Annotated in this window: 19 protein-coding genes; 13 read left to right on the top strand and 6 right to left on the bottom strand. The window is 42.6% G+C overall.

From position 1 onward, the window contains the following. Positions 1 to 131 precede the first annotated feature (131 nt). The 7 genes from BP74_RS02455 (at position 132) to cysM (ending at position 5,804) form a co-directional block, all read left to right on the top strand. Positions 132 to 1,109 (top strand): ligand-gated ion channel, encoded by a 978-nt coding sequence (locus tag BP74_RS02455; RefSeq protein WP_496370721.1) that lies wholly within the window; start codon positions 132 to 134, stop codon positions 1,107 to 1,109. A gap of 97 nt (positions 1,110 to 1,206) precedes the next feature. Continuing rightward, positions 1,207 to 1,659, top strand: a complete 453-nt coding sequence (locus BP74_RS02450; RefSeq protein WP_496370719.1) for a hypothetical protein — start codon at positions 1,207 to 1,209, stop codon at positions 1,657 to 1,659. Between the two features lie 138 nt (positions 1,660 to 1,797). Beyond that, on the top strand, positions 1,798 to 2,580 hold the full coding sequence (locus BP74_RS02445; RefSeq protein WP_496370717.1) for an NIPSNAP family protein: 783 nt from the start codon (positions 1,798 to 1,800) through the stop codon (positions 2,578 to 2,580). Between the two features lie 200 nt (positions 2,581 to 2,780). Further along, positions 2,781 to 3,575 carry a phosphosulfolactate synthase gene (locus BP74_RS02440; RefSeq protein ID WP_496370715.1) on the top strand — a complete coding sequence of 265 codons (795 nt, stop codon included), beginning with the start codon at positions 2,781 to 2,783 and terminating at the stop codon, positions 3,573 to 3,575. A 69-nt stretch (positions 3,576 to 3,644) separates the two neighbouring features. Then, positions 3,645 to 4,073 (top strand): OsmC family protein, encoded by a 429-nt coding sequence (locus tag BP74_RS02435; protein WP_496370713.1) that lies wholly within the window; start codon positions 3,645 to 3,647, stop codon positions 4,071 to 4,073. Between the two features lie 33 nt (positions 4,074 to 4,106). Then, complete coding sequence (gene epsC / locus BP74_RS02430) at positions 4,107 to 4,922, top strand: serine O-acetyltransferase EpsC (protein WP_496370711.1); 816 nt, start codon at positions 4,107 to 4,109, stop codon at positions 4,920 to 4,922. A 9-nt stretch (positions 4,923 to 4,931) separates the two neighbouring features. Continuing rightward, a complete protein-coding gene (gene cysM, locus BP74_RS02425; RefSeq protein WP_496370709.1) occupies positions 4,932 to 5,804 on the top strand; it encodes a cysteine synthase CysM in 873 nt (290 codons plus the stop codon). A gap of 92 nt (positions 5,805 to 5,896) precedes the next feature. On the opposite strand, the gene BP74_RS02420 is transcribed toward cysM, so the two are convergent. The 6 genes from BP74_RS02420 to BP74_RS02395 all read right to left on the bottom strand — a co-directional run bounded on the left by BP74_RS02420 (position 5,897) and on the right by BP74_RS02395 (position 14,460). Beyond that, positions 5,897 to 7,429 (bottom strand): magnesium chelatase, encoded by a 1,533-nt coding sequence (locus BP74_RS02420; RefSeq protein ID WP_496370707.1) that lies wholly within the window; start codon positions 7,427 to 7,429, stop codon positions 5,897 to 5,899. 278 nt (positions 7,430 to 7,707) lie between these two features. After that, positions 7,708 to 8,805, bottom strand: a complete 1,098-nt coding sequence (locus tag BP74_RS02415; RefSeq protein WP_496370705.1) for a vWA domain-containing protein — start codon at positions 8,803 to 8,805, stop codon at positions 7,708 to 7,710. 102 nt (positions 8,806 to 8,907) lie between these two features. Then, the gene (locus tag BP74_RS02410) at positions 8,908 to 12,261 is read right to left on the bottom strand and encodes a protein O-mannosyl-transferase family (RefSeq protein ID WP_496370703.1); all 3,354 of its coding nucleotides are present in this window, start codon (positions 12,259 to 12,261) and stop codon (positions 8,908 to 8,910) included. A 205-nt stretch (positions 12,262 to 12,466) separates the two neighbouring features. After that, complete coding sequence (locus BP74_RS02405) at positions 12,467 to 12,760, bottom strand: putative quinol monooxygenase (protein ID WP_496370701.1); 294 nt, start codon at positions 12,758 to 12,760, stop codon at positions 12,467 to 12,469. Then, positions 12,757 to 13,584 carry an SAM hydrolase/SAM-dependent halogenase family protein gene (locus BP74_RS02400; protein WP_496370699.1) on the bottom strand — a complete coding sequence of 276 codons (828 nt, stop codon included), beginning with the start codon at positions 13,582 to 13,584 and terminating at the stop codon, positions 12,757 to 12,759. Before BP74_RS02400 ends, BP74_RS02405 begins: the two co-directional genes overlap by 4 nt. Positions 13,585 to 13,650: 66 nt before the next feature. Next, complete coding sequence (locus BP74_RS02395; RefSeq protein ID WP_496370697.1) at positions 13,651 to 14,460, bottom strand: SDR family oxidoreductase; 810 nt, start codon at positions 14,458 to 14,460, stop codon at positions 13,651 to 13,653. 753 nt (positions 14,461 to 15,213) lie between these two features. Here BP74_RS02395 and metX point away from each other — a divergent pair. The 6 genes from metX (at position 15,214) to BP74_RS02365 (ending at position 26,408) form a co-directional block, all read left to right on the top strand. Then, the gene (gene metX / locus BP74_RS02390; RefSeq protein ID WP_496370695.1) at positions 15,214 to 16,251 is read left to right on the top strand and encodes a homoserine O-acetyltransferase MetX; all 1,038 of its coding nucleotides are present in this window, start codon (positions 15,214 to 15,216) and stop codon (positions 16,249 to 16,251) included. 74 nt (positions 16,252 to 16,325) lie between these two features. Then, entirely contained in the window at positions 16,326 to 17,489 is a 1,164-nt protein-coding gene (locus BP74_RS02385; protein ID WP_496370693.1) for a trans-sulfuration enzyme family protein, read from the top strand. A gap of 430 nt (positions 17,490 to 17,919) precedes the next feature. Further along, positions 17,920 to 21,012, top strand: a complete 3,093-nt coding sequence (locus tag BP74_RS02380) for a SusC/RagA family TonB-linked outer membrane protein (RefSeq protein WP_496370691.1) — start codon at positions 17,920 to 17,922, stop codon at positions 21,010 to 21,012. Positions 21,013 to 21,023: 11 nt separating this feature from the next. Next, positions 21,024 to 22,694: a RagB/SusD family nutrient uptake outer membrane protein gene (locus BP74_RS02375; RefSeq protein ID WP_496370689.1), complete on the top strand. Its 1,671-nt coding sequence runs from the start codon at positions 21,024 to 21,026 to the stop codon at positions 22,692 to 22,694. A 77-nt stretch (positions 22,695 to 22,771) separates the two neighbouring features. Beyond that, a complete protein-coding gene (locus BP74_RS02370) occupies positions 22,772 to 24,595 on the top strand; it encodes a DUF4091 domain-containing protein (protein WP_496370687.1) in 1,824 nt (607 codons plus the stop codon). A 4-nt stretch (positions 24,596 to 24,599) separates the two neighbouring features. Then, positions 24,600 to 26,408, top strand: coding sequence for a DUF5107 domain-containing protein (locus BP74_RS02365; RefSeq protein WP_496370685.1), 1,809 nt, complete (start codon positions 24,600 to 24,602; stop codon positions 26,406 to 26,408). The last annotated feature ends 5 nt before the right edge of the window (positions 26,409 to 26,413 follow it).

Below are 26,413 nucleotides of genomic sequence, written 5' to 3'. Positions count from 1 at the left end.
GTTACGCTTGTACATAATGATGGATAAATGCTGCAGTTAGTCAGTTTCTTTGATTATGCACTCAAATAATTAACTTGGCAGTTGAAAAGCTCCCTGAGTAAATTTATATTTCTCTAAAGTGATCCGGTATCATGAAACATAAACCAATCAAATCCCTGCTGATTTTATCCCTCATCCTTTGCAGTGTTTCTCTAAGTTTTAGATCCCTTGCGCAGGAAACACATCCCGATAAGGTTAAAGTGGGCATTTATATTACCAGCATCCACGATATTGATTTTAAACAAAAAGAATATGCTATCAATTTCTGGCTTTGGTTAAAATACAGGAACAGGCATTTTGATTTCCTCCAAAACCTTGAAGTTCCACAGGCAAAATCTGTCACCAGGTCTTTTGCCACTGTTGATAGTTCAGGACCGGTAGTAACTATGCAAATGAAGCTGCAATGCATAATGAAGGATTCCTGGAAGATCTCCAAATTCCCTTTTGACAGGCAAACGCTTCGTCTTTCTCTTGAAAATTCACAATTTGATTCCAGGTCCCTGGTCTTTATACCCGATACTGTAGGGAAACATTTTGATCCACGCTTTACGCTAAGCGGGTGGTCAATTGATAGTTGTATAATTACTAATGGTATTAAAAAGTACGAAACGGCCTTTGGGGACGAAACGATGGCTACCCCTCACACAGAATATAGTTCTTTCAAAGTTAGATTGGGAATAAAGAGAGATGCATCAGGATTATTCTGGAAAATGTTCCTGGGAATGTATATCGCCTTCCTGATAGCCTATGTTTGTTTTTATATTCACTCCGATGGAATGGATTCCAGGTTTGGCCTCAGTGTGGGTTCATTGTTTGCGGTAATAGGTAATAAATACATCATTGATTCCTCCTTGCCTGAATCCACAAGTTTCACATTGGTAGATACACTGCATGGATTAACCCTGTTCTTTATTTTTGCCATTATTACTGCCACTGCTTATTCATTGCTGCTTGTCAAACAAAACAAGTTGCGTAAGGCTTTTAAATTTGATATGATAGCTGCGCAGGTTGTACTCGTAACTTATTTGCTATTGAATATCTATTTTATTTCCAAAGCTATTTCAGGGTAAACATTTCAGTATCATCCTTCCATAATCAATAATTTCTATGGTAACCTCTTTAGTTTGTAGCACTTAATTGTATGTTTGGACCCTGAAAAATTACCTTATGAAGAAAATCGTATCGCTTTTTATTTTCACGCTCCTGGTTACAGTTGCGTATTCCCAGGCTAGATCTATGTATGCAGAATTAGGTGGTCCGGGGTTGGCATCTATTAATTTTGATACCCGTTTCAGCAATAAGGAAGATGGTTTAGGTGGGCGTATTGGTATTGGTGGCTTTAGCTTAAATGATGGTGCAGGCGTTGTTTTTGTACCTATTGGTTTAAACTATATTCTTGGTAAGGATAGCAAGAATTATTTTGAAATGGGTGCCGGCATAACACCGGTAATTGGCACTGGAACAGGCGATTTTGCCGATACATTCGGACATATACTTTTTGGATATCGTATGCAACCTAAAGATGGTGGTTTTACTTTCAGGGCATTCATCAATCCTGTATTTGGAAATGGCTTTTTTGTTCCCTATTATGGTGGGGTATCTTTTGGGTATAAATTCTAAAAAGCTCAATAAACTACTATGTAGAGATAGGGCTGTGAAATGCATCACGGCCCTATATTATTTAAATGATGAAGCCCCGTGGCTGTTTACATATTTTAAAAACCGCACTGGTTTATATTTACACAAATTTCGTAGGATATGAACACAAAGATGTCAGCCATGCTCCTGGTAATTTTAGCCTTTAGTTGTACATCTTTTAATGTCCATGCACAAGATCGTCAATATATCCAACTTCGTGTTTACCATGCCAGGGATTCGGTTCAATTGAAAGAGGTCAACAAATATCTTCAGGAGGCCTATGTTCCTGCCTTGCATAAAGCCGGTCATAAAATGATAGGGGTCTTTACCAATATGGCCAATGATACAGCCCTGGATAAAAGGATCTATTTGATCATTCCGTTTGCTTCCATTCAACAATTAGATCGGTTAAATCAGCAATTGGAAAAAGATAAAAGTCTGGAGGCAAAGGGTAGTGATTATGTTGTGGCCGGTCACGATAAAGCACCCTATGTGAGATTTGAAAACATTATGCTAAGATGTTTTGAGTTAATGCCACAGGTTTCAAAAACGCAATTAAATGGCAATATCAAAGAGAGGGTATATGAGTTGCGCAGCTATGAGAGTCCCACAGAAAACTATTTCAAAAGCAAAGTAAAAATGTTCAACCAGGGTGGTGAGATCGCCTTATTTAAACGCCTGGGCTTTAACGCACTGTTTTATTCAGAAGTAGTTTTTGGAAGCCACATGCCCAATTTGATGTATATGACCTCTTTTGAAAATATGGAGGCAAGAGAAAAACACTGGCAAATATTTGGGAATGACCCGGTATGGAAAAAATTATCTTCAATGCCTGAATATCAAAACAATGTGTCTCATATTAATATAGATTTCTTACGCACTACAGCTTATTCGGATCTGTAATTTTCTCCCCAGCCGCACCGGCCCTTCCATTATTTGGTCATTTTTGTTCTTATGACTTCAACACCAATTGAAGAACAATTATCTCCTTGCCAATTACTTTAAGGAACTCGGGGATATAAGCCTTTGGATCGTGTGTATCCAGGTTTCTATTATTGGAAATGAACCTGGGTCAATGCTCATTTATCAACTAATTTTGTCTCATGAATTATAATCTTTCAAACATCCCTGAACGCACTTCTCAACCGCGGTCTTTTGGTCTGACGGTAATAAGTGATAAAGGAATGAGTTTGGCTGAGACCGAAAACCTGTTATCAGTCAGTAAGCCCTATGTTGATATGGTGAAGCTTGTTTTCGGAACAGCATTGATAACACCCAACATCAGGGAAAAAGTAAAGATCTATCAGTCCCACAATATACCTGTGTTTTTTGGTGGCCTGCTTTTCGAAGCTTATGTAATCAGGGACCAATACAACGATTATTTACAACTAGTGGAGGAATTTGGTCTTTCCTATATAGAAGTTTCCGATGGAGCCATATCTATCAGCCATGAAGAAAAATGCCGTTATATTAAAACGCTTTCACAATATGGCACTGTCATTAGCGAGGTGGGTTCCAAAGACAAGGACAAGGTAAAAGTTACGCCTCCCTATCAATGGATCAATATGATGCAGGCGGAACTGGATGCAGGATCTACTTATCTTATAGCTGAAGCCAAAGAAACAGGTACTGAAGGGGTTTATAGGAATTCAGGGGAAGTAAGAGAAGGTCTTGTGGAAGAAATATTGACAAAAATACCATCGGAAAAGATCATTTGGGAAGCGCCGGAAAAAGAGCAGCAATTGTACTTTATCCGCCAGCTTGGCTGCAATGCCAATCTTGGAAATATAGAGCCGAAGGAAGTGATCGCCCTGGAAACTATGCGTGTTGGTTTAAGAGGCGATAGTTTTGACCTGTTCCTGAAGCAAAGCTCCGGTCGCAATATTGGTATTGGATAAATAGTCCTGCTTCTCATGGACAGCGACAAGAATCACAATAATAAAAAAACCTACATAAAAAATTGATGGATGGCCAGGGTTGAAATGAAAAGAATTAACGGTGATTTTGGATTTGAGGTAAAGGATGAAAAAGGGCATATTTTGGCAACTGACAGTAGCATGGAAAATGGTGGCCTGGAATCCGGTTTTCGACCTATGCAGTTAATATTATGTGCTTTGGGCAGTTGCAGCGCTATTGACATGGTAAGTATATTGAAAAAGCAAAGGCAGGAGATCGATGATCTTTCTATAATTATTGATGGTGAAAGGGAAAAAGATAAGATACCTTCACTATGGCAATCGATTAAGGTTTCGTTTCTGTTGATAGGAAATATTGAAAAAGAAAAAGCTGAAAAAGCTGCAACGCTTTCCATGGAAAAATACTGCTCTGTGGCAGAAACCTTGCGCAGGGGTGGCACAGCAATATCATGGACTGTTAGCGTTTCCCGGTCCATCTAAAGCCCTTTCATTTATTAAAGGCGTGAACCAAACATGAATAAGCATTTATTCCATGAAATATTCAATAAGCAGCAGCACAAGGAGGTAGTTCCGTCCAACGAGGTCATTGCTGCCTGGGCAACGCATTTGATCTGCCTGTTATATCCTGAACTGTCTAAAAGCACCTATGCATCTGCATTGGAGATTGAAGAAGGCTTTCTTAAGCTGGAAACTGATCTTGTCAGGTTATTAAACGCCACCAAGGCCTGTTATGATTGCAATAATGAAGCGGTAGCGCATGAGTTTATTGGTAGCATACCTTCCATTTATCGTTTACTGAATACCGATATACACGCCATCCTGCATGGCGATCCGGCGGCCAGAAATGAATTTGAGGTCATAAGAGCTTACCCTGGATTTTATGCCCTGTGCTTTTACCGCATTGCGCATGTATTGTTGAAATTAAATGTGCCCTTACTGCCCAGGATACTTACAGAGTATGCACACTCTAAAACAGGTATTGATATTCACCCCGCAGCGGAGATCGGCGAATATTTTATGATCGACCATGGTACAGGAGTTGTCATTGGAGAAACGACACGGATTGGAGATCATGTAAAATTATACCAGGGTGTCACACTCGGGGCACTAAGCGTGAACAAGCAAATGGCTTTTACCAAGAGGCATCCTACCGTTGAGGATAAGGTGATCATCTATTCAGGTGCCACCATCCTGGGAGGTGAAACAATTATTGGCAGGCATTCAGTTATTGGAGGGAACGTATGGTTAACGAAAAGCGTTCCTCCCGGATCTTTGGTTTACCATAATGTTGAAATAACGGTTGTGGAAAATAAGTTTAATCACTATTAATTACTTCCTATGGAAGGCATTCTGGACACCGTGGGTAATACGCCAATGGTTGAATTGCAAAAAATGAATTCTAACCCCCTTGTGAAGATCTATGCCAAACTGGAAGGTAACAACCCGGGTGGTAGCGTAAAGGACAGGCCTGCGCTTAATATGATCAAAACTGCGCTGGAGCGTGGCGATATAAATAAGGAAACCAAACTGATAGAAGCAACAAGCGGGAATACCGGTATAGCAATGGCCCTCATGGCAAAACTCTTTGGCCTGGAGATCGAATTGGTAATGCCTGCATCATCTACGCGGGAAAGAGTGCTTACCATGGAAGCATTTGGTGCTAAGGTCACCTTGCTGGATTCGATTGAGATATGCAGGGATTATGCCGAAGAGAAAGGAGTAAAAAAAGGTTTCTTTCTGCTCAACCAGTTTGCCAATCCTGATAATTACAAGGCTCATTATCTTACCACCGGCCCGGAAATATGGAAAGACAGCCAGGGACAAATAACCCATTTTGTAAGTGCCATGGGAACCACCGGTACTATCATGGGTTGCAGCAGGTTTCTCAAAGAGCAAAATGAGGCTATCCAGATCATAGGTTGCCAGCCCACAGAAGAAGCTTCGATACCAGGTATCAGGCGTTGGCCTGAGGCTTACCTGCCAAAGATATTTGAACCGGCAAGGGTGGATAGGATCATGGATATTTCCCAGCAAGATGCTGTTGATACAACACGCAGGCTGGCAAAGGAAGAAGGAATCTTTGCCGGGATGAGCAGCGGTGGCGCCGCCTCTGCCGCTATAAGGTTGGCCAATGAATTAGAAACTGGTTTTATCGTGTTCATTGCCTGTGACAGGGGAGACCGTTACCTGAGCAGTGATTTGTTTGGATAACTATTATTTTAGGTTCCCTGGCAAGTGATCATACAGCTGATCGCATAAAAAAAGCTTCCTGCAAGGAAGCTTTTTAATTGCTGACATTTTAACTAGCCAAAATCTTCTTCATCTGTTTCATCGTATAATGAGGAAGACTGAATATTCAACATACTGCCCATCAGGTCCTTGAACTCTACTGATGTTTCCAATATTTTTTTGCTGATCAGTGAGTAGGATGATAATCCATGCAATACAAATTCCATCAGCAAGGCTGCCTCCTGTTCGTTAGCGCCTGGAAAAGTCTTTTTAACCAGTGCATGCAGGCCATCAACTTTGTATAGTTCGTTGATCTTCTCCCTGTCGGTAGTTCCAAAAAGCAAATTGATATGATTGCCTTTGTCAAACCAGGATATGATCGACTTATAGGGATTATCAACTGGCTGTGGTGTTTCGCCTTTTCGTGGTGCCCGTTTTTTTAATGTGTCGGGGTTGGGAAAGTATTGAATGAATTGTGACCTGATTGATTTGTCAAGCAGGTTCATGGCTACCTGGTAAGGTCCTTCCTGTTCCCCTTCATAGACCAGCTCTATCTTTCCAGTAATAGAAGGAATGATGCCTACAAGGTCACTTACCCAAACCTGCGTACTCTTTTCCTTGTTAATGATAGATCTTCTTTCAGCAGCACTGACAGCATTTTCAAACGCTGAAATAGTAAGCCTTGCACTAACCCCGCTTTTCTTATCCACGAACTCACTGCCTCTTGCTTCAAAAGCCACCTGCTCTATCAGGCGTTTAACCAGGTCACTGATATCGATCTTATCCTTTTGTTCATCGCTGACATCTGCTTCCTGCTCTGTAATAGCCAATGCATTTTCCAGTGATTTGGGATAATGGGTCAATATCTGGCTTTCAATTCGGTCCTTCAGAGGTGTGACAATAGATCCCCTGTTGGTATAATCTTCAGGGTTTGCGGTAAATACAAACAATATATCCAATGGGAGACGAAGCTTAAATCCGCGGATCTGCACATCACCCTCCTCCAGGATGTTGAATAGTGCCACCTGTATCCGTGCCTGCAGGTCAGGCAATTCATTTATGACAAAAATGCTCCTGTTGGTCTTGGGAATGATACCATAATGTATAACCCTTTCATCAGCAAAGCTCAGCCTGAGATTAGCCGCTTTAATGGGATCGATATCTCCAATCAGATCTGCAACACTTACATCCGGTGTCGCCAGTTTTTCTCCATAACGCTGGCTGCGGTGAATCCATTCTATAGGTGTATCATCACCTTTTTCGTGGATCAGTTCCCGGGCATATTTTGAAATGGGTTTTAAAGGATCATCGTTGATCTCACTGCCTGTAATGATTGGCACATATTCATCCAGCAATTCTGTCATCTGGCGGGCCATCCTGGTCTTGGCCTGTCCTCTCAACCCGAGAAACAAGATGTTGTGTTTACTAAGCAATGCTCTTTCCACATCTGGAATTACCGTGTCTTCATAGCCTATGATACCTGTAAAGGTTTCTTCTTTTTGTTGAAGCTTTTTGATAAGGTTTTCACGGATCTCCTCTTTAATACTTTTCGACCTGTATCCTGCCTCTTTTAATTCCCTGATCGTGTTAATGTGTTTTATATCCATACTGGTTGGGTGAATTTAATTTGTAAAACTGTCCTATAAGTTTTGATGATAATTATTCCCTGGTTTCTTACCAGCTTCCATCCTGGTTTATTACCTGAAGTTAAGCTGCATTTTATAAGGGTAACTTTGAGTTTTTGTTGCTGAGGTATTGTTGAAGTCCCTGTTGCTTTTACATGAGCTTTTCAATTCCTCGGATCTTATTTTGTTTTCCGGGAAAACAATTGCTGTTAACTTTTTTCATTCAATATGCACCCGGTAAAATGCAATCACTACTTTATTTAATAGACCGTTTTTCGCTTCCCACTTTCAAAATCCCGGAATATAAAGGCGCCAAGCCGGTCAAGGCTGGCAAAATAAGCCTTACCATTATTGGTTTCAGTAAACTCCTGAACAAACCGTTGTAAATACGGATCTGTAGCAATCATGAATGTGGTGATAGGGATCTTTAGTTTTTTACATTGAGCTGCCAGGTTCAGGCACCTGCTTGTCACTTTCCGGTCAAGACCGAAGCTGTTTTTATAATACCGGCGACCAATTTTCAGGCAGGTAGGTTTGCCATCAGTGATCATAAAGATCTGCTTGTTCGGATTTTTTCTCCTGCGCAGAATATCCATAGCCAGTTCCAGTCCTGCCACAGTATTGGTGTGATAGGGGCCAACCTGCAAATAAGGCAGGTCTTTGATCTCCACAGGCCAGGCATCATTACCAAATACCACAATGTCCAGCGTGTCCTTGGGATATTTAGTGGTAATCAGTTCACTGAGCGCCATAGCAACTTTCTTGGCAGGCGTTATCCTGTCTTCACCATATAAAATCATGGAATGGGATATATCGATCATCAACACCGTGGAGGTTTGAGATTTAAAATCCGTTTCCCTTATTTGCAGGTCATCTTCCTGCATGGTGAATGAATCAAGCCCATGATTGATCTGGGCATTCCTGATAGACTCGGTAAAGTCTATCTGCTCCAGCATGTCTCCAAACTGGAAAGGGCGTGAGTCAGGACTGATCTCATCTCCCTGCCCCGGCTTATAGGTTTGGTGATCACCGCTCTTTGTTTTCTTGAGCTTTCCAAAAATCTCTTCCAGGCTACGCTTACGGATACCTTGTTCAGTCTTGGGCGTGATCTTTATTTCAGACTTGCCTTCATCATCAGTTATATAACCTTTGTCTTTCAGGTCATCAATAAAATCACCCATGCCGTATTCCTCGTTGGTCAGTTCGTATTGCCTGTCCAACTGGTTGAGCCATTGCAAGGCCTCCCCAACATCCCCACTGGTATAGGTAAGCAATTGCATGAAAAGCTCCAGCAGTTTTTCAAAATTGCTTTTGTTGTCCTCATTGGGATCAAAACCTGTAAAATGAAATCCTTTCATATCCAATACAATCTACAATAATTATGCATGGTTTGTTCATGGCAGTTCGTTAAAGAAAAAACCCCGGTTTTAGCCGGGGTTTTAAGGATCTGTTGAGGTTTTTTATTTTTTGATTGAGTCAGAAGAGTCCTTTTGTCCGGGATGTTCGGTCACAATGTTGCCTAATGGATTATAAGTTTTTTCCATGCTTTCCAGGTATCGTAGGTACTGGTCGCAATCCTGTTCATCATTTTGAAAAGCAGGATAATAATCAGGCTTTTCACTTTTTAGGTAATTGTAATAGTTCTTCTGGTCCGTCAGGTCTTTCTTCAATGCTGCCTTAACCTTATTTGCCAGTGTAGAGTGGCCAGCTTTATATGCAGCTTCCAGGTACAGCATCGAAATCTGGTTATGCGACTGGAAACGGCTCACCATTGCATAAGGCAGGTCCGTTGTCAGTATACCTTTTTCAGCTTTTTCCAACAGGTTCACTGCTTCCTGTTTGCGACCCTGGTCGGCCAGGTTGGCAGCTGCCAGAGCATATGTTTGACGTATGGTCAATAAATGCCTCCTGTTCTCCTCATCAAAGTAAACGCCTGGTTGGCTTGCGCCTCCAAAACGGAAAACATTCATTAATAAACTATCAGTTTTATTCACATCCATAGAACGTTGCTGCGGCTGGCGAACAGGTGTTAAACGGAAGACCATTCCTTCCTGGCGCAGGTAAGGGCCGAAGCCAATTTCCTGGTAAGGCGATGTAAAGCATATAGGTCGCTTCCAGTTATTGGAAGCCAGTATATTCAGCATGGTCAGTTGGTCTAATGACATGTAGCTTTTATTTTCAGGAATATCCAGTTGTATCTGGTTACCGACTGAATCGGTTGCATTAGCCAAACCAGATTGCCTTACCGCTGCCGGATCCACAGGAACCGTAAAATGTTTAACGGGGAATGAGGCAATAGGGTTTTGTTTACCCACAACATTTTTCATTACATCCAGCAGGTCATAATATTTATTCTGATCACCACTTGGTTCAAATGTAATATACGGCACTCCTCTTATCTGGTCGGCAGACCAGATCACATCAATAGGTGCACTTTCATTAACCTTGTAACGCAGCTGGTTAACATACCAGTCTATACCAAGCAAACTGGTATTCAGAATGCGTATATCAGGACGCACACCTTCCACTTCCTGGGCATACCAAAGGGGATAGGTGTCATTATCACCAAAAGTGAAGAGGATCGCATTGGGAGGACAACTATTCAGGTAGTCCCTGGCTACATCCGGTGCCAGTGTTTTTTTGCTGCGGTCATGGTCATTCCATTCCTGGAAGCCCATAATTACCGGTGCCACTACGCAAAGAAGAGTGGCTGATAGTGCTGCCACTCTAAGGTTGGTTTTTCCTGCAGCTCGAACCGCGTAGGTGATAGCTGCAGCCAGTGCAACGAAAAACAACCCGCCCAAAATAGAAGCAAAAACATTGCCCCCGCTCATGTGATTCAGGTCGCTCAGCAACAGGATGATAAAAGTTGTAATGCCTCCATATAACAAGACATTCATAAAGTTTTTCTTATCCTGTACTTCTCTTGCCATTCTAACAACGGCCACTACTGCAAGTCCGATCCAAATAGCAAAAGCATAAAACGATCCGGCATAGGCATAGTCCCTTTCACGGGGCTGATTACCCGGCTGGTTCAGGTATAGCACAATGGCGATACCAGTAAAGAAGAAAAGTAAAAAGGTCACGATCCAATCCCTGCGGTCCCTGAAATAATGGTAAACACAACCCAATACACCTAACAGGAAGGGGAGCAGGAATAATTTATTGGTAGCCTTATTGTCTTGTATGCTGTCTGGCAGTTTGGATTGGTCGCCTAAACGCATGTCATCCATGAATTTTATACCGGATATCCAGTTCCCGTCACGAATATTGCCACTGCCCTGAATATCATTCTGGCGACCTGCAAAATTCCACATAAAATAACGCCAGTACATAAAGCCCATCTGGTAAGTAAAGAACCAGTTCAGGTTCTCGCCAAAAGAAGGGATCTTGACTGCCAATGGAGTTCCAGGTTGCAATACCTGGCCTCTCTGTACCCTTGGTGCAAAATTATCAGGAATATCATAGCTGTCAGGTTTGCCTGACTGATCCTGCGTTTGAATCACGCCATCGGCAACTGCTGTTACAATACTTAATTGCTTGGCAGTGACTACTGGTAAATTCAACCATGACATATAGTAGTCCGCATGACCCTGTTCGTTGGTGCCATCCCAAACCCTTGGAAATACCTGTACATCTTTTGAATCATATTCGGGCTCACGGTCACGGCCAATCTCTACGTATTCATGATCTCCTTTTGCATAACGCATTTTCCCTTCTTTGATGCCTGTAGGCTGCGCCAGGAAATGTGGTCCAAAAAGGATAGGCTGAGATCCATATTGTTCACGACCCAGGTAATAAACCAGGTTCATTGGATTATCCACGTTATTCATATCAATGGAAGGATTCGCATTGGAACGTTCCATCGTAGTGATATAGGCTGAGTATCCCAGCATCATAAATGAAAAGCACCATAACCCCAGGCGCAGGTATGACCAACCTTTGCGGTTGGCATATCGAAGTCCGAGCCAAACCAAAAATCCTACTAATACAAAGAAGAAGATGAAACCGGAAAAGAAAGGAAGGTGGAAGCTGTTGACAAACAGGATATCAAACTGCCCGGCAAGCTTTACGGTCCATTGTATGACCACTACCTGCACAATTCCTACAATGATGCATCCAATAAGAAAGGCCCAGATAGCGCCATTGCGGGTATAATTATAACGCTTATAATAATAGATCATCACAGCTGCAGGGATCACTAAAAGTCCGAGCAGGTGAATGCCAATGGAAAGACCAAGTGCAAAAAAGAGAAATACGATCCAGCGGTCAGCGCGGTTTTTCAATGCCAGGTTATTGCCTGCAGCATCGTCTGCCCTTTCCCATTTCAACATGGCCCAGAAAGCAAGTGCGGTAAAAAAGGAAGAAAGCGCATATACTTCACCTTCAACGGCACTGAACCAGAATGATTCGGTGAAAGTATAGGCAAGAGCACCTACAATACCCGCACCCATGATGGTATAGGTTTGCTGGCCATCGGGTTCTTCACGGAATCCTGTCACCAGTTTGCGGGCAAAATGTGTGATTGTCCAGAAAAGAAACAAAATGGTGAATCCGCTGGCAAGGGCATTCATGATGTTCACCGCCTTTGCTGCACTGGCAGGGTTATCGCCAAAAAGAATGATGAAGAACCTTCCCAGCAAAACAAATAATGGTGCACCGGGAGGATGCGGCATCTGTACTTTGTAACAGGCGGATACAAACTCACCGCAATCCCATAAGCTTCCGGATTTTTCAGCAGTAAGTATGTAAGTAAGAGAGGCGATGACAAACACTACCCAGCCGGTAATGTTATTGACTTTTCTGAAATTCATACTAAGATGGTTGGTTCTTTATTGTTTCCCTTATTGTACATCTATAGGCAGGGGACGTGCAAAAATAGGGAAGGAGCTAAATTAAAGGGAAAACAATAAGGAAAAGGTTAAAACACTGTGTTGGGAAAATATGACTTGCTGCCGGTAGTTAGATACATTACAAGTGCCACATTTGATCAATGTTATCACTATCAGCGGTTCATTATTATATGCTGGCTAATGATTGCACAGTCCATGCCTCTGGTTTTTGAGCAAACTTTTCTTTGGTCTGTTTCCAGGTATCATCAAAAAAATGAGAGCTGCGGTAATGATCCAGGTGTTCTTCGGAATCCCACCAGCTATAGGTGAAAAAAGTGCCTTTATGACTGGCATCCTGCCAGAGTTCTAAATGAGTACAACCTTCAAAATGGCGTATCAATGATTGCCGTTCTGCAAATAACCGCTGAAAGGAGGCTATTTCTTCTTCTAGAAATACCATTTTTACTATACGGATGATCATTCGAAATATACTTTGACAGTCTGGTAAAATAAACGGTTCTGCACCATAACAGAAACCTGCTGGCTGCTTTCATTGTATCCTTTCAGTCCGAACAATCCTGCTGCATTGCCCTTATTGATGGCTATCTCCATATACCCGGCACTGTTGAATAAAACCAGTTTCTCACCCTGTGGCACATCGGCATAACTACCGCTGATTCTTTCAATGACCTCATCTCTTTTAAATACGATTTTAAAACGCCTGCCTTTTCGTTGTTCTTCAAACTGGTCCTGGGTGATATTGACAATGACATTCTCAAAATGATCTATAAATATGATCTGCCCTTCTATCCAGTCCTCGCCTGAAGTGGGCCGTAGGGGATTCTTTTCAAGATAGGGCGCATCGGGTATGCCTATGTTCAATAATGGCTCTCCATTCATTAATTGAGTGATAGCTCTTGCAGCAACATCAATGCAGTATAGGGTATTTTTTATGGCCGATTTGCCTAAAGGGATGCCTAGCACCATTTCTGGTTTTTCTTCCAGGATCATTTCTATTAAACCATTATCCGCACAAACAAGGTATTGGTCCTTGTGGAATGCAAATAATAACTGTTCTGGTTTTGATTCAAATAAATTCACCAGGACAATATGGTAAGTGAACTCCGGGAAATTTTTTATGGCATTACGGCAAACATAGGCTGCCTGCGGATAATTGAAAGGTGAAAGCTTATGGGTGATATCTATGATCTTAAATTCGGGATTGATACGTAATAACCGGCCCTTTACAGCTCCCACCAGGTAGTCCTGTTCTCCAATATCTGATGTAAGTGTTATAAAGGGCATTGATGCGCGTGAATTAAAAGGATGATAAAGTTGTCAAGTTGTTTGGTTGATTGATTCCAGGCTGCATCATTTTATTAATTTCCCCTCTTTAAAGAAAAAATTCTTTACCAGCTTATCTGCCAGTCCAGGGAAAAATTTGTTCATAAAAATTGTTCTCTTACCTGTAAAAGTCAGCACCAGTGTGCGTTTTTTATGTTCGATAGCATTTAAAATGTGATCAGCGCATTCTTCAGCAGTCATCAGTGAACTTTCATCCAGCGGCGTTTCTCCCTGTGCTTCACCTTTCTTATTCAAAGCGGCATTCCTGATATTGGAAGCCGTAAAGCCCGGGCAAACCCACATCACGTGTACGCCATCATCAACCAATTCGGTACGAATGGCTTCCAGCCATCCCTGCAGAGCGAATTTGGAAGCTGAGTAGCCGCTGCGACCGGGAAGGCCCCGGTACCCGGCAATGGATGACACACCCACAATGGTGCCTTTTCTCTCTATTATAGAATCCAGGGCATACTTGGTGCAGTAAACCGCCCCGAAGAAATTGACGTCCATCACTCTCCGTATCACATCTACGGAAGTTTCCTTCAGTAATGCCCGCATGGAGATACCTGCATTGTTGATCAAAATATCAATACCACCGAAAACCTTGATGGTCGATTCGATAAAATGCCGGCAGTCATTCTCATTGCTGACATCCGCCACTACTGTATGAAGATGATAGGAAGGATATTCAGACTGAAGGCTATATAATTTATCATGATTGCGTCCGCAGGTTGATACTTTCGCGCCCTGGGATAATAAAAGGTCCACCAATGCTTTTCCTATACCATCAGTTCCGCCAGTAACCACAACAACCTTATTGGAAAAATAACCAGCCATTATTCGATACGTTTTAGCGGCAAACCTAACAGAAAATATACATTGTTGAAAGAGGAAGTTTACAAATAACAAAACTTGGAACAGGCAGAAACAATTACCATGACGCTAAATCCATATGATTGGAAAGGATTGTAAGGCTATACCAATTCCAATTTCAAAACCTGTAATGTTTTTTTCTTTCCTGGAAGAAACCAAATGGCGTGCACCTGGCCTGACATCTTTTCTTGTAATACTTTAGAATGCGAACCTATTTTGGAATAGCACCGTGTAAACCAAAAATGGTGTGCCTGCTAAAATGACAACCTATTTTGGAAATACACAAACTCCCGATTACCAGCTAGTATGTGCCGCCTTTGAGCCGTGTATGAGCCGCCTTTGAACCGCCTTTGAGCCGCCTCTTATAAGAGACGGCTCAAAGGTGATAGATATACAGGAAACAGATGGGATGCAGGTGGGTTTACCTGGCCCTAGGGTGCAGGAAGCCAATTTGGCTCCTTACAACTTGTAAGGTTTATACGGAGGGGATGTTCTAAATGTTATAAAAAAATCTATTGGAGTCCGGCACCGTTTAGTATTTTAAGGCTTACATGAGGCCTGGCATTTATATTTATTACAAACTTATTAACCCGCAAAGTCAAGCTTCCCTATTTTTGGGAATTAATAATTGTATAACGATTGTATTGCAAACCCGGTAACTCCGGTTAATTGAATGAATGAAAACTGATGCCCTTTTGGCATCAATGAAGTTGTACAATGAAACCACAATTTTATCATCATAATTTACCTTTTGCCCTGGAAGCTGGGGGATCCCTGCCAGTTATTACTATAGCCTATCACACTTGGGGAAAGCTCAATGAACAAAAAGACAATGTCATTTGGGTATGCCATGCATTGACTGCCAATTCCAATGTGGCCGACTGGTGGAAGGGAATGGTAGGCCCCGGACTGGCCTTTGATACGGACCACTATTTTGTTATATGTGCCAATATCCTGGGATCAGCCTATGGAACCACAGGCCCCCTGGATACCAACCCCGAAACGGGCAGGCCTTATTACCATGACTTTCCTTTGATCACCATACGGGATATGGTGAATGCACATGAATTGTTGCGGAAACATCTCGATATCCGGAAGATCCGGCTGCTGGCCGGCGGCAGCATGGGTGGATACCAGGTGCTTGAATGGGTATTGATGCAACCACAACTGATCGAAAGCCAGTTCCTGATTGCTACTTCTGCAAGGGAAACTCCCTGGGGAATAGCCATACACACGGCACAGCGCCTGGCTATTGAAGGAGATGGTACCTGGGAGAAAGGTGGCGCCGGAGCTGGAACCCGGGGCCTTGCTGCTGCAAGAGCCATTGGAATGATCACCTACAGAAGTTATACTTCTTTCATGTCCACTCAATTGGAACCAGGCAATGATAAGCTGGAAGATTTTAAAGCATCATCGTATATTAAATACCAGGGTGACAAACTGACGCGAAGATTTAACGCCTATAGTTACTGGATACTTTCAAGGGCACTGGATACGCATAACATCGCCCGTGGAAGAACTGGCAGCCTTGAAGCGGTTCTGCAGTCCATAAACCAGCCATCCCTGGTCATGGGAATCACCAGTGACCTGCTCTGTCCTGTAGATGAACAGCTATTGATAGCTCAAAATATTCCCAATTCCCAATACCTGGAATTTGATTCACGGTTTGGACATGATGGGTTTCTGGTGGAAACCTCCATAATAAGCGCACAATTAAAAGACTGGATGGAAATGAAAAAGGAAATGCAGGATTGATGACTACTCATTAATGCATACTTGAGTCTGAATTAGGATCTCCATTCCTTTATTATTGATTTAATTTCGAACCTATGGACCGTATTTCAAAAGCTATACGCACACAAATAGAACGAACAGGAGAAATGGAACACTCAACTCCATTATACCTGACGAGTAGTTTTTGTTTTGATGATGCTGAAGAGATGCGTGCAGCCTTTGCAGATGAAAATGATAATAATATCTACAGTCGCTTTTCCAATCCAAATGTTCAGGAGTTTGTAGATAAGATGTGCATACTGGAGGGAGCGGAGGCCGGGTATGCAACCTCCTCGGGTATGAGCGCCGTGTTTGCAAGTTTCATGACCTTCCTGAAGGCAGGCGATCATATATTATGCTGCAAAGCCATTTTTGGAAGCACACATACAATCATCACTAAGTATTTACCTAAGTATGGCATTGAGTATACCTATGTTCCCGCTGATAAACCAGCCGAATGGGAAAGGGAAGTCAGGCCAAATACCAAAATGATATTTTTGGAAACACCAACAAACCCCGGGCTTGATATCATTGACCTGGAGGTGGCAGGTAAGTTATCAAAAAAACATAATCTCATCCTTAATGTTGACAATTGTTTTGCTACACCTATTGCGCAGCTGCCGGTAAAGTATGGAGCAGACCTTGTCATTCACTCTGCTACAAAATGGATCGATGGGCAGGGAAGGGTTTTGGGTGGTATTGTACTGGGCCGTAAGGATCTCATAAAGGATATTTATTTGTTCTGCCGGAGTACAGGACCTGCACTTTCTCCTTTTAATGCCTGGGTTTTAAGTAAGAGTCTTGATACCCTGGAAGTAAGAATGGAAAGGCATGCTTCCAATGCCTGCTTCCTGGCCGATAACCTGAAAGCACATGAAAAGATCAGCTGGTTGAAATATCCTTTCCTTGATACTCATCCTCAATATGCCATTGCAAAGAAGCAAATGGTCAACGGAGGTGGTATTATTTGTTTTGAGTTGAAAGGAGGACTGGAAGCTGGCCGTAAATTCCTGGACAATTTAAAAATGCTTTCACTTACCGCCAATCTTGGTGATACCCGCAGCATCGCTTCACATCCTGCCAGTACCACGCATGCTAAATTGAGCGAAGCCGAACGCCAGGATGTAAACATCACACCTGGCCTGATTCGCATTTCTGCAGGCCTGGAAAAGAAGGAGGATATTTTGCAAGACATTCTTAACGCGCTCAAATCTGTTTGATTACCTGCTGTAACCTGTCGTACATTGTAAAGAACCTGGATTCAATTCACTAATCAGGGATCTATTTGTCTTTTATTGACTGGATCAACACCTCATTCCTGCTCCTACTGCATTTACAGGTAACAACGCGATCTTGTGACAGGCACTGCATTGCGCAAACGATTGTATTTTCTTCATTCAATTTTGCGCAAACGTTTGACCGCCCAAAATGAATTTTTCAATTATCCTTTAATACTATATTGCTCTATATGTTATAATCCTATTACTATAATATAACATACTGCTGCTGATAGATATTACGATTGCTGCATTCTGATTGGAATGAGAAAGCTGATTAGGTTCATCATGCAACCGTTTTAATTTCTTCAACAGCACAAGGGAAATAGCTTTTAATCACTAATAATAATTTATAAAAACCAAACAGTCTGATATGAAAAAAGCAGTTACTGCATTTCTATTCCTGCTATTACTTTATGGTCATTCTGCATTTGCGCAGAGTGAAATAAAAGGAACGGTCAGGGATGAGAAAGGACCCTTGCATGGTGTGTCCGTGATTCTCAAGCATACAACAAAAGGAGTTACCACAGATGTTCTGGGAAACTTCAGTATTCGCGCCAATTCCAGGGATACACTTGTATTTAGTTATACAGGGTTTGCTGAACAGGAACTGGTGATCGGGGACCAGTCCGAATATTCCATTACACTAAGCCCAAATGCCAAGGCGCTTGATGATGTAGTGGTTGTTGGTTATGGAACAAGAAGAAAGACCTCTTTGACAGGTGCCGTTTCTACAGTTAATGCTGAAGTCTTTCAATCCAGGCCAATCACCAATGCTTTTGCAGCCTTGCAGGGCGAAGTACCCGGTACCTATATACAAAGGTATTCCGGGCAACCTGGTTCTGAAGATTTCAACCTGAATGTAAGAGGTCCTTCATCCATCAACGGCGCAGCATCACCGCTTGTGTTAATAGATGGAATAGAAGGCAATTTGGCGTTGTTGAATCCTTCAGATATTGAATCCATATCAGTGTTAAAAGATGCCCAGGCCTCTATATATGGTGCCCGTGGTGCGGGTGGTGTTTTCCTGGTGACGACAAAAAAAGGAAAAAGCGGCAGCCCGAAGATCACATACAACAACAACTTCGCGATGACCAAAATGACGGGTATGATGCAAAGTCCCACTACCTATCAATTTGCGATAATGGAAAATGAGGCCAATATTCATAATGGAGCGGCACCGATGTACACACCGGACATGCTGCAAAAGATCCTGAATAATGATCCCAATCCAATTCCACATCCATTGTACGGAGGCTGGATGTTATTCTTTACTACTACAGACTGGATAAAAGAATTGCTGGAGAATGGCAAGCAGCAAAGACACGCTATAAGCGTTTCCGGAAGCAGCCCTAATTCAAGCTACTATTTATCCGGAAGCTATAGTGATCAGCATGGCGTTGTGAAATATGCCAATGATAATAACAAGCTATATAACCTCAGGCTTAACTACGATTATAACCTGATGAAAGGTTTAAGGCTTGAATCAAAGCTTTCATTTGATCACCAGCACAGATCTGATATAGCCGGTGTAGGCAACTGGGTAATTGGTGAAGCCATCTTCGGCATGCCAAATCATCCGGCGTATACTCCGGATGGTAAGTTCTTTGCACAAGGTGGTTGGAGCAATGCCGTTGCTTTTGCAAAGGAAGCTCCGACTTCTTCTTACAATACACGTAATATCAATGCAAACTTTAAACTGATAGCCGATCTTGCCCGTGGTTTGAAACTGAACCTGCAGGCAGGTACCAACTATACCGGAAAGAACAGTACAGATATGGGTAAACCAGTTCCATTATACCAGTGGGATGGTTCTTTAGCGTATTACAGCATTGCTAGCCCTGGTCAAAGCTGGGTGGAAGAACAAAATGCACAGGTAAATTATCAAAACTATACTGGTTACTTACAGTATAATAAGCAACTGGCCGGCCGTCACAATTTTGATTTGATGGTAGGTAGTTCCTATGAAAAGAGTGAGTTGAAGAATGTCACTGCCGGCAGGTACAATATTGTAAGCGATCAATTATGGGATCTGAACCTGGGCGTTGGTGATATGTATTCAAAGGGTGGTGCCAATCATTGGGCCATCGGGTCTTATTTTTCCAGGCTGGCTTATTCCTTTGATGATAAATACCTGGTTGAAGGCAATTTAAGGTATGATGGAACTTCCAAGTTCCAGTTAGCCGACAAGCAATGGGGTTTATTTCCCGGCGTATCTGTAGGCTGGCGTCTTTCCAGGGAAGCATTTTTACAAGATGTTAGCTGGATCAATGAACTGAAATTAAGAGCATCTTATGGAAAGGTAGGTAACCAGGAGAGTAATTCAAATGGACAGGGTATAGGGTATTATGACTTTATTCAGAAAATCAATATTGGTGGATCGTATCCATTTGGAGCTGGCAGACAGGATCCGGCAGCTACTTTGGATGGAATGGTTGCCTACAACCGTACATGGGAAACCCTGGTGAATAAGAATATTGGTTTGGATGCAACTATACTTTCCAACAGGCTGAATTTCACATTTGATTATTTCAACAAGACCAACAAAGACATGTTGATCAAGGTGGCCTATCCAAGCCTGTTGGGTGCAACGCCTCCTACCTCTAATGCAGGAGAATTGAAAACATGGGGTTTTGAAACTTCATTGGGATGGACAGATAAAGTGGGTGCCTTCCAATATTCTGCAAGAGTGATATTAAGCGATGCCAATAACAAACTGGTGAACCTTGGTGGCGCCAATACCTATACACTTGGTATGAACAACCTTAGGGAAGGTTATCCTATCAACAGTTATTTCGCTTATGTTTTTGATGGTTTGATCAGAAATCAAAAAGAGCTGGATGATTATAAAAAGCTTGAAGGTGTTCCATCCGGAATTGGCATTGGAGATGCCAGGTTCAAAGACCTTAACAATGATGGTAAGATAAGCTTGTACAGCGATCAGCCAGGCAGCGATGGTGATGTTACCTATGTTGGTAATACAGCACCTCGGTATAGCTATGGCATCAACCTGAGTGCTAAATACAAAGGATTTGACCTGGGTGCATTCTTCCAGGGTGTTGGCAAACGCACGCTGTTCAGGGTAGGTGAATATTCCATGCCATGGAGTGATTGGTGGAGACAACCACCAGCGTTTTACTATGGTAAGACCTGGAATGAAGACCGTCCGGATGCGCAATATCCTCGTTTATCCTTTGGTGATATCCGCTACTGGAACTACCAGCCATCAACCATGCAGCAGATCAATGCTGCCTATATCAGGTTGAAGAATTTGCAAATAGGTTATTCATTGCCTGAGAACCTGATTCGTAAGGTATCCATTACAAATGCCAGGATCTACGTTAGCGGACAGGATATTTGGGAAAAGCACCATGTACTGGGTGGCTGGGATCCTGAATCAGCTGATTGGGGTGGAAACTATCCTTTCCAGCGTTACTATTCTTTTGGTATTGATATAACCTTCTAAAAATTATGAAAATGATTCGCATTAAAAATATTTCATTTTACCTTTTGCTGATTGCAGCAACCGTAGGATGTAAAAAGAACCTGGATCTGAATCCACTGGATAAGGTCTCGGATGCATCTTACTGGAAAACCCCGGATGATTTTAAATTATTCGCCAACGATTTTTACAACGGTCTGCAGGGCGCGCATAACTATACGGACAACAATGCTGATATAGCATTTGGAGCAGGTACCGATGCGGCAGGCGTAGATAACCGAAGTAAAAGCAATGGATCCTATTTGCCCCAGGCTAATACACCATTGTGGGATAATTCCTATAAATACATCAGGGCCACCAATTACCTGCTGGAAAAAGCCGAGACATCTACATTGGGTGCAGGCATTGACAGATGGAAAGGTGAAGCCTTATTTTTCAGGGCTTACAATTACTGGAACCTGGTGAAAACATACGGAGGTGTTCCCAAGATCGAAAAAGTTCTGGACGTTACTTCGCCTGAATTGTTTACGTCAAAATCTTCACAGGCAGAGATCATTGACTTTATTATCAGCGATCTTGACAATGCCATCAGCAAGCTTCCTTTACAAAGCCAGCTTACCGGCGATGAACTGGGCAGGGTAACAAAAGGAGCAGCACTGGCATTGAAAGCACGCGCTTCATTATACCTGGGAACCTGGGCTAAATACCATGGACAGGGTGATGCTGCAAAATACCTTACAGCTGCAATTGATGCTTCTGAAAAAATGATAGCATCAAACGAATATGCTTTGTATACCGATAAGGGTGCAGACAGCTATAAATACCTTTTTATTTTGCAAGGTGATGACAGTAAGGAAGTGATACTTGCCAAAAGGTATTATGCCAACCGTGCAACGCACAATTGGACAAGGGAACTGTGGTTTAATTTCATGGTCCCCACCAAGAACCTGGCCGACCTATACCTGGCAAAGGATGGTCTGCCTATTACCAAATCACCATTATTCCAGGGTTATAATACATTGACCAGTGAATTCAAAGACAGGGATCCAAGAATGTCAATGACATTTATTGAGCCTGGCACTTCGATATTCTTTGAAGGAGGTATCTGGCAGCCTACTTTCCCTGGATTTAATGGAAGTAATGCTACCCGTACGGGTTATATGTTGCGCAAGTTCCTTGATGAAACTTTGGATGCTGCGCAATTTAAGGGCGAATATGATTTCAAGGAATTCAGGTATGCCGAAACATTGCTGATACTGGCTGAAGCCCTGTATGAAAAAAATGGATCTATCTCTGATGCTGATCTTAACCGAACGATTAACGTGATAAGGGCCAGGGTAAATATGCCTGCTTTGACCAATGCGCAGGTAACTACCAATGGCTTGAATATGCTTGATGAGATCAGGAGAGAGCGGACTGTGGAGCTGGCCTTCGAAGGATTCAGGCGCGATGACCTTCGCCGCTGGAAGCTGGCTGAATCAGTTTTGCCCCAGGCTTTGAGAGGTGTTAAATTTGTGGGAACAGAATACCAGTCGAAATATCCTGACCTCAAGGTGGGAACGGATATCCAGGTTGATGCCAATGGATTTATTATTGCGGAACCGGCATCTGCCCGTAGTTTTCTTCCCAAGCATTACCTTGACCCTATTCCATTGCAGCAAATTCAATTGTCGCATGGAACCCTGGTTCAAAATGCAGGTTGGTAAACAGGTTTAATGATGTAGTTTATATAATTAAGGATAGGCTATACCAGCCTATCCTTATTCCTTTTAAAGAATATATTATGAAAAGAGCCTTTGTTGTAATTGGATTATTGAACCTGGCTTCGGTATCCTTTGGACAGGTGTACCGTGGACAGATAGATTTTTCTAAAGTTCCCGTACCACCGGCGCATTACCAGGAAGAATATCATGCTGATACTACCGTGAACAGTGCCGCATGGACGACCCAGGAAAAAGGGATGCACGTTGCTTTTGGATCAACGGATCAATTGTATTTCAGAAGTGAAGTGCCGGAGCTGGCAACTGAATCCAAAACCTTCCAGGCTACTGCATGGAAAGGTGAGCGTATCAACTCACAAGTACTGGTATGGTCAGCAGATACTTTAAACCAGGTGCGCCTGGTAATAAAAGACCTGAAGACCAGCAGTGGACAAACCTTATCTAAGAATAACTTCCAGGTTCATATGGTACGTTATGTGGTAGGTAATTATCCATACGGAGCCAAAGATGTCACCTGTGGCGCCAGTTCTTATAAAGACCTGTACCTGATGCCTGACAGGTTTGAATCTTTTGACCGCTTTGATCTCCCTGGTAAAACAACAAGGCCTGTATGGCTTTCAATAGATATTCCTGCCGGCACTACTCCTGGCGTTTATACCGGTACTCTGGAGGTTAAATCTGAAAATTACACATCTACACTTAACCTTAATTTGAATGTCCAGGGCCAGTTGTTACCTAAACCAACAGAATGGAAGCACAGGCTGGATCTTTGGCAAAATCCATGGGTTGTAGCCTGGAAGAACAATGTAAAGCCATGGTCTGAAGAGCACAAGCAGCTTCTGAAGAAGCATTTGAAATTATATGCAGATGCCGGTGGTAAATTCATCACCACTTATGCGGTTCATTCTCCCTGGGCAGATAATTCGTACATGATCGAAGGTTCTATGATAGAATGGACCAAGAAAACCAATGGAGCCTGGAAATTTGATTACAATATTTTTGATGAGTATGTTCAAATGGCCATGGACCTTGGTATAGATAAAGCTATAACCATCTATACGCCGGTTCCCTGGGGTTTCAGGTTCCGTTATATGGATGAAAAGACAGGCAATTATGTGTATGTTTCCTGGGCGCCTGAATCCAAAGAATTCAAATCTTTCTGGAACATCTTCCTGACAGACTTGAAAAAACACCTGGAACAGAAGGGATGGTTTGAAAAAACCTATATAGGCATCAATGAAAATGCCATGGAACAAACGCTTGCAGCAATAAAGGTTGTTAAAGCGCATTCCAGTAAATGGAAGATTACTTATGCCGGTGACTGGCATAAGGAACTGGATACCTTATTGGATGATTATTGTTATCTCTATGGTAAGGAATCCAATGTAGATGTGGTGAATCAAAGATCAAAAAGAGGACAAACCACTACCTATTATGTTTGCTGCAATCCCCCGGTGCCAAACAACTTTGTTTTTTCTCCTCCTGTTGAAGGCAGGTGGATAAGCTGGTACACTGCGGCGCATAATTATGATGGATTTTTAAGATGGGCGTATGATGCATGGCCAAACGATCCGATGAGAGATGCAAGGCATGAGCTTTGGCCTGCCGGAGATTGTTACCTGGTTTATCCTGGTGGTAATAGTTGTATACGGTTTGAGAAGTTAAGAGAAGGAATTGTAGATTTTGAGAAGATCCGCATATTGAGAGAGAAAGCCGCACTTTCAAAAGACCCTGCCGTTAAAAGTTTGGTAGCCCGGTTAAATGAACATCTCCAAACCTTGCTGGCAGAAAAAGATTTTGACACTAAAAAAATCACAGCAGATGTTCAAAAGGGTCGCGATTTACTGAATCAATTAACTGATAAGCTGGTTTCAAAACCTTTATAACCCTATGTATTCTTTCAAGAGAAATTTTTTAGTGATTCTCTGTGCTTTGATTGCGCAGGAATTAATGGCCGGACCTGTACCCAAACCTGTTAGTTCAAGGGTTTACGATCTGTATGTGTTGACACACCTTTTGACACCGGCAGGTCCTGTACCTACCGCCTTCGATCCCAATGGTGTGTATCCCTACCAGAGTTTTTCAGAGACTTCCAACAGGCCGGTGCCAAAAAAGTACCGGTTCATTGAATTGGAAAACGAACATATGAAGGTCACTATCTGTCCTGACCTTGGTGGAAAGGTTTTTTCCATGATCCACAAGCCATCAGGTAAGGAAGTGTTATATGTCCCTGATGTGATCAGGTACACCAGGATATTGCCAAGATTTTATTTTGTTGCTGGAGGTATTGAGGTCAGTTTTCCTATTTCCCATTCTCCTTCTCAAAATGAGAAGGTAGATTATAGGGTTGACAAGGTTAAAGACCGCACTTATGTCACCTGCGGTGAAAGAGAATTACGGTTTGGTATGCAGTGGTCAGTTGAATATTCATTGGGACCGAATGATAAATACCTGACTGAAAGAGTGGTATTCCATAATCCCGGTAAGAATGCCTATCCCTGGATGTCGTGGTCCAATGCCGCAATGCCTTCTGCTCCTGATACCCGTTTTGATTTTCCCAAAGGAAGGGTTTTATCGCATTCTTCACATGTTGATACTATTGACTGGGTAAAACAAGGACCCAGGGTAGAAGGAGACATTAAGGAAATGACAGGGTATTTCTGGAAAACAAAAGATGTTAATGCTTTTGGTGCTTACACCCCTTCCAATGGGACAGGTTTATACCATATTGCCGATGATAAGATCGCTTCCGGAATAAAGCTATGGAGCTATGGAGTGGGGAGTGACAGTGCCTGGTCTGTTTTGAGTACGGCCAAACACCAGACCTACCTGGAGATCCAGGGTGGTCCCATTGGTGATCAGTCTATCAAGCTTCAAATGGAACCTGGTCAAACAAGATGGCATGTTGAATACTGGATGCCTTCGAATGTACCTGAAAATATCTATGAGCTCAATGTTCCTGTGCAGGAGTTAAGGCCCTTAAACCAGGTACCTCTATTTGGATGGGCAAGGAGCCAGGAAGTAACTGTATGGAACGCATTGCGCTCCGCTTCGCAGAAAAGGTCGGCATTGCCTTTACCTCCTCCTGTTGATCAAAACCTTTGGGCTCCTTCTGGGATGGAAGACCTGGGGAATGCTTTTGAATATGGTATCACAAAAACAAGCGGCGAAACTTCCGACCTCTGGAAATATTATTATGGTGCATGGTTGGCCGGCAGGGGGCAAAACGATGCAGCCATTCAACAATTGAGTTTATCCAGGCAAGGTGTTGCCAAAGTGCTGCTGGCACGTCTTCTAAAAATTAAGGGGGACCTGGCGGGTGCACAAAAGGCATTTGAAAGCATTAATGAAAAATGGTTGCAGATACATCCCCAGGTGATAGTGGAGAGGGACAAATTATTAAGAGCTATTGGTCAGAAAACCATACCGGAAAGGGAAAAATGGTTATCGGATGTAGCAGCTTTAAAAGATGAATGGATCATTGAAAGAAGGGTGCAGTTAATGATAGATAAGGGTGACTATGAGGTTGCGAAAAACCTGTTGCTGTCAACTGATTTCCAAAAAGTGCACCAGACTTATACCCGGACCGGACTGTGGTTGCAGCTTTGTAAAAAACTGAACCTGGATTGCGATAATATACCTGCTCAACTGGGAGAGGACAAGCTGGCTACGTTTGGTGCTTACCGTGAGTATGAGTAAACAAA

This window comes from Flavisolibacter ginsengiterrae DSM 18136 (assembly GCF_059568575.1).
Note: the sequence above shows the minus strand (reverse complement) of the source record. Positions and strands in the feature narration are given on the sequence as shown.

What these genes read in the sequence shown, in the direction of transcription:
- BP74_RS02455 (WP_496370721.1), top strand. Translation starts at nt 132, where the DNA reads ATGAAACATAAACCAATCAAATCCCTGCTGATTTTATCCCTCATCCTT.
- BP74_RS02450 (WP_496370719.1), top strand. Translation starts at nt 1,207, where the DNA reads ATGAAGAAAATCGTATCGCTTTTTATTTTCACGCTCCTGGTTACAGTT.
- BP74_RS02445 (WP_496370717.1), top strand. Translation starts at nt 1,798, where the DNA reads ATGAACACAAAGATGTCAGCCATGCTCCTGGTAATTTTAGCCTTTAGT.
- BP74_RS02440 (WP_496370715.1), top strand. Translation starts at nt 2,781, where the DNA reads ATGAATTATAATCTTTCAAACATCCCTGAACGCACTTCTCAACCGCGG.
- BP74_RS02435 (WP_496370713.1), top strand. Translation starts at nt 3,645, where the DNA reads ATGGCCAGGGTTGAAATGAAAAGAATTAACGGTGATTTTGGATTTGAG.
- epsC (WP_496370711.1), top strand. Translation starts at nt 4,107, where the DNA reads ATGAATAAGCATTTATTCCATGAAATATTCAATAAGCAGCAGCACAAG.
- cysM (WP_496370709.1), top strand. Translation starts at nt 4,932, where the DNA reads ATGGAAGGCATTCTGGACACCGTGGGTAATACGCCAATGGTTGAATTG.
- BP74_RS02420 (WP_496370707.1), bottom strand. Translation starts at nt 7,429, where the DNA reads ATGGATATAAAACACATTAACACGATCAGGGAATTAAAAGAGGCAGGA.
- BP74_RS02415 (WP_496370705.1), bottom strand. Translation starts at nt 8,805, where the DNA reads ATGAAAGGATTTCATTTTACAGGTTTTGATCCCAATGAGGACAACAAA.
- BP74_RS02410 (WP_496370703.1), bottom strand. Translation starts at nt 12,261, where the DNA reads ATGAATTTCAGAAAAGTCAATAACATTACCGGCTGGGTAGTGTTTGTC.
- BP74_RS02405 (WP_496370701.1), bottom strand. Translation starts at nt 12,760, where the DNA reads ATGATCATCCGTATAGTAAAAATGGTATTTCTAGAAGAAGAAATAGCC.
- BP74_RS02400 (WP_496370699.1), bottom strand. Translation starts at nt 13,584, where the DNA reads ATGCCCTTTATAACACTTACATCAGATATTGGAGAACAGGACTACCTG.
- BP74_RS02395 (WP_496370697.1), bottom strand. Translation starts at nt 14,460, where the DNA reads ATGGCTGGTTATTTTTCCAATAAGGTTGTTGTGGTTACTGGCGGAACT.
- metX (WP_496370695.1), top strand. Translation starts at nt 15,214, where the DNA reads ATGAAACCACAATTTTATCATCATAATTTACCTTTTGCCCTGGAAGCT.
- BP74_RS02385 (WP_496370693.1), top strand. Translation starts at nt 16,326, where the DNA reads ATGGACCGTATTTCAAAAGCTATACGCACACAAATAGAACGAACAGGA.
- BP74_RS02380 (WP_496370691.1), top strand. Translation starts at nt 17,920, where the DNA reads ATGAAAAAAGCAGTTACTGCATTTCTATTCCTGCTATTACTTTATGGT.
- BP74_RS02375 (WP_496370689.1), top strand. Translation starts at nt 21,024, where the DNA reads ATGATTCGCATTAAAAATATTTCATTTTACCTTTTGCTGATTGCAGCA.
- BP74_RS02370 (WP_496370687.1), top strand. Translation starts at nt 22,772, where the DNA reads ATGAAAAGAGCCTTTGTTGTAATTGGATTATTGAACCTGGCTTCGGTA.
- BP74_RS02365 (WP_496370685.1), top strand. Translation starts at nt 24,600, where the DNA reads ATGTATTCTTTCAAGAGAAATTTTTTAGTGATTCTCTGTGCTTTGATT.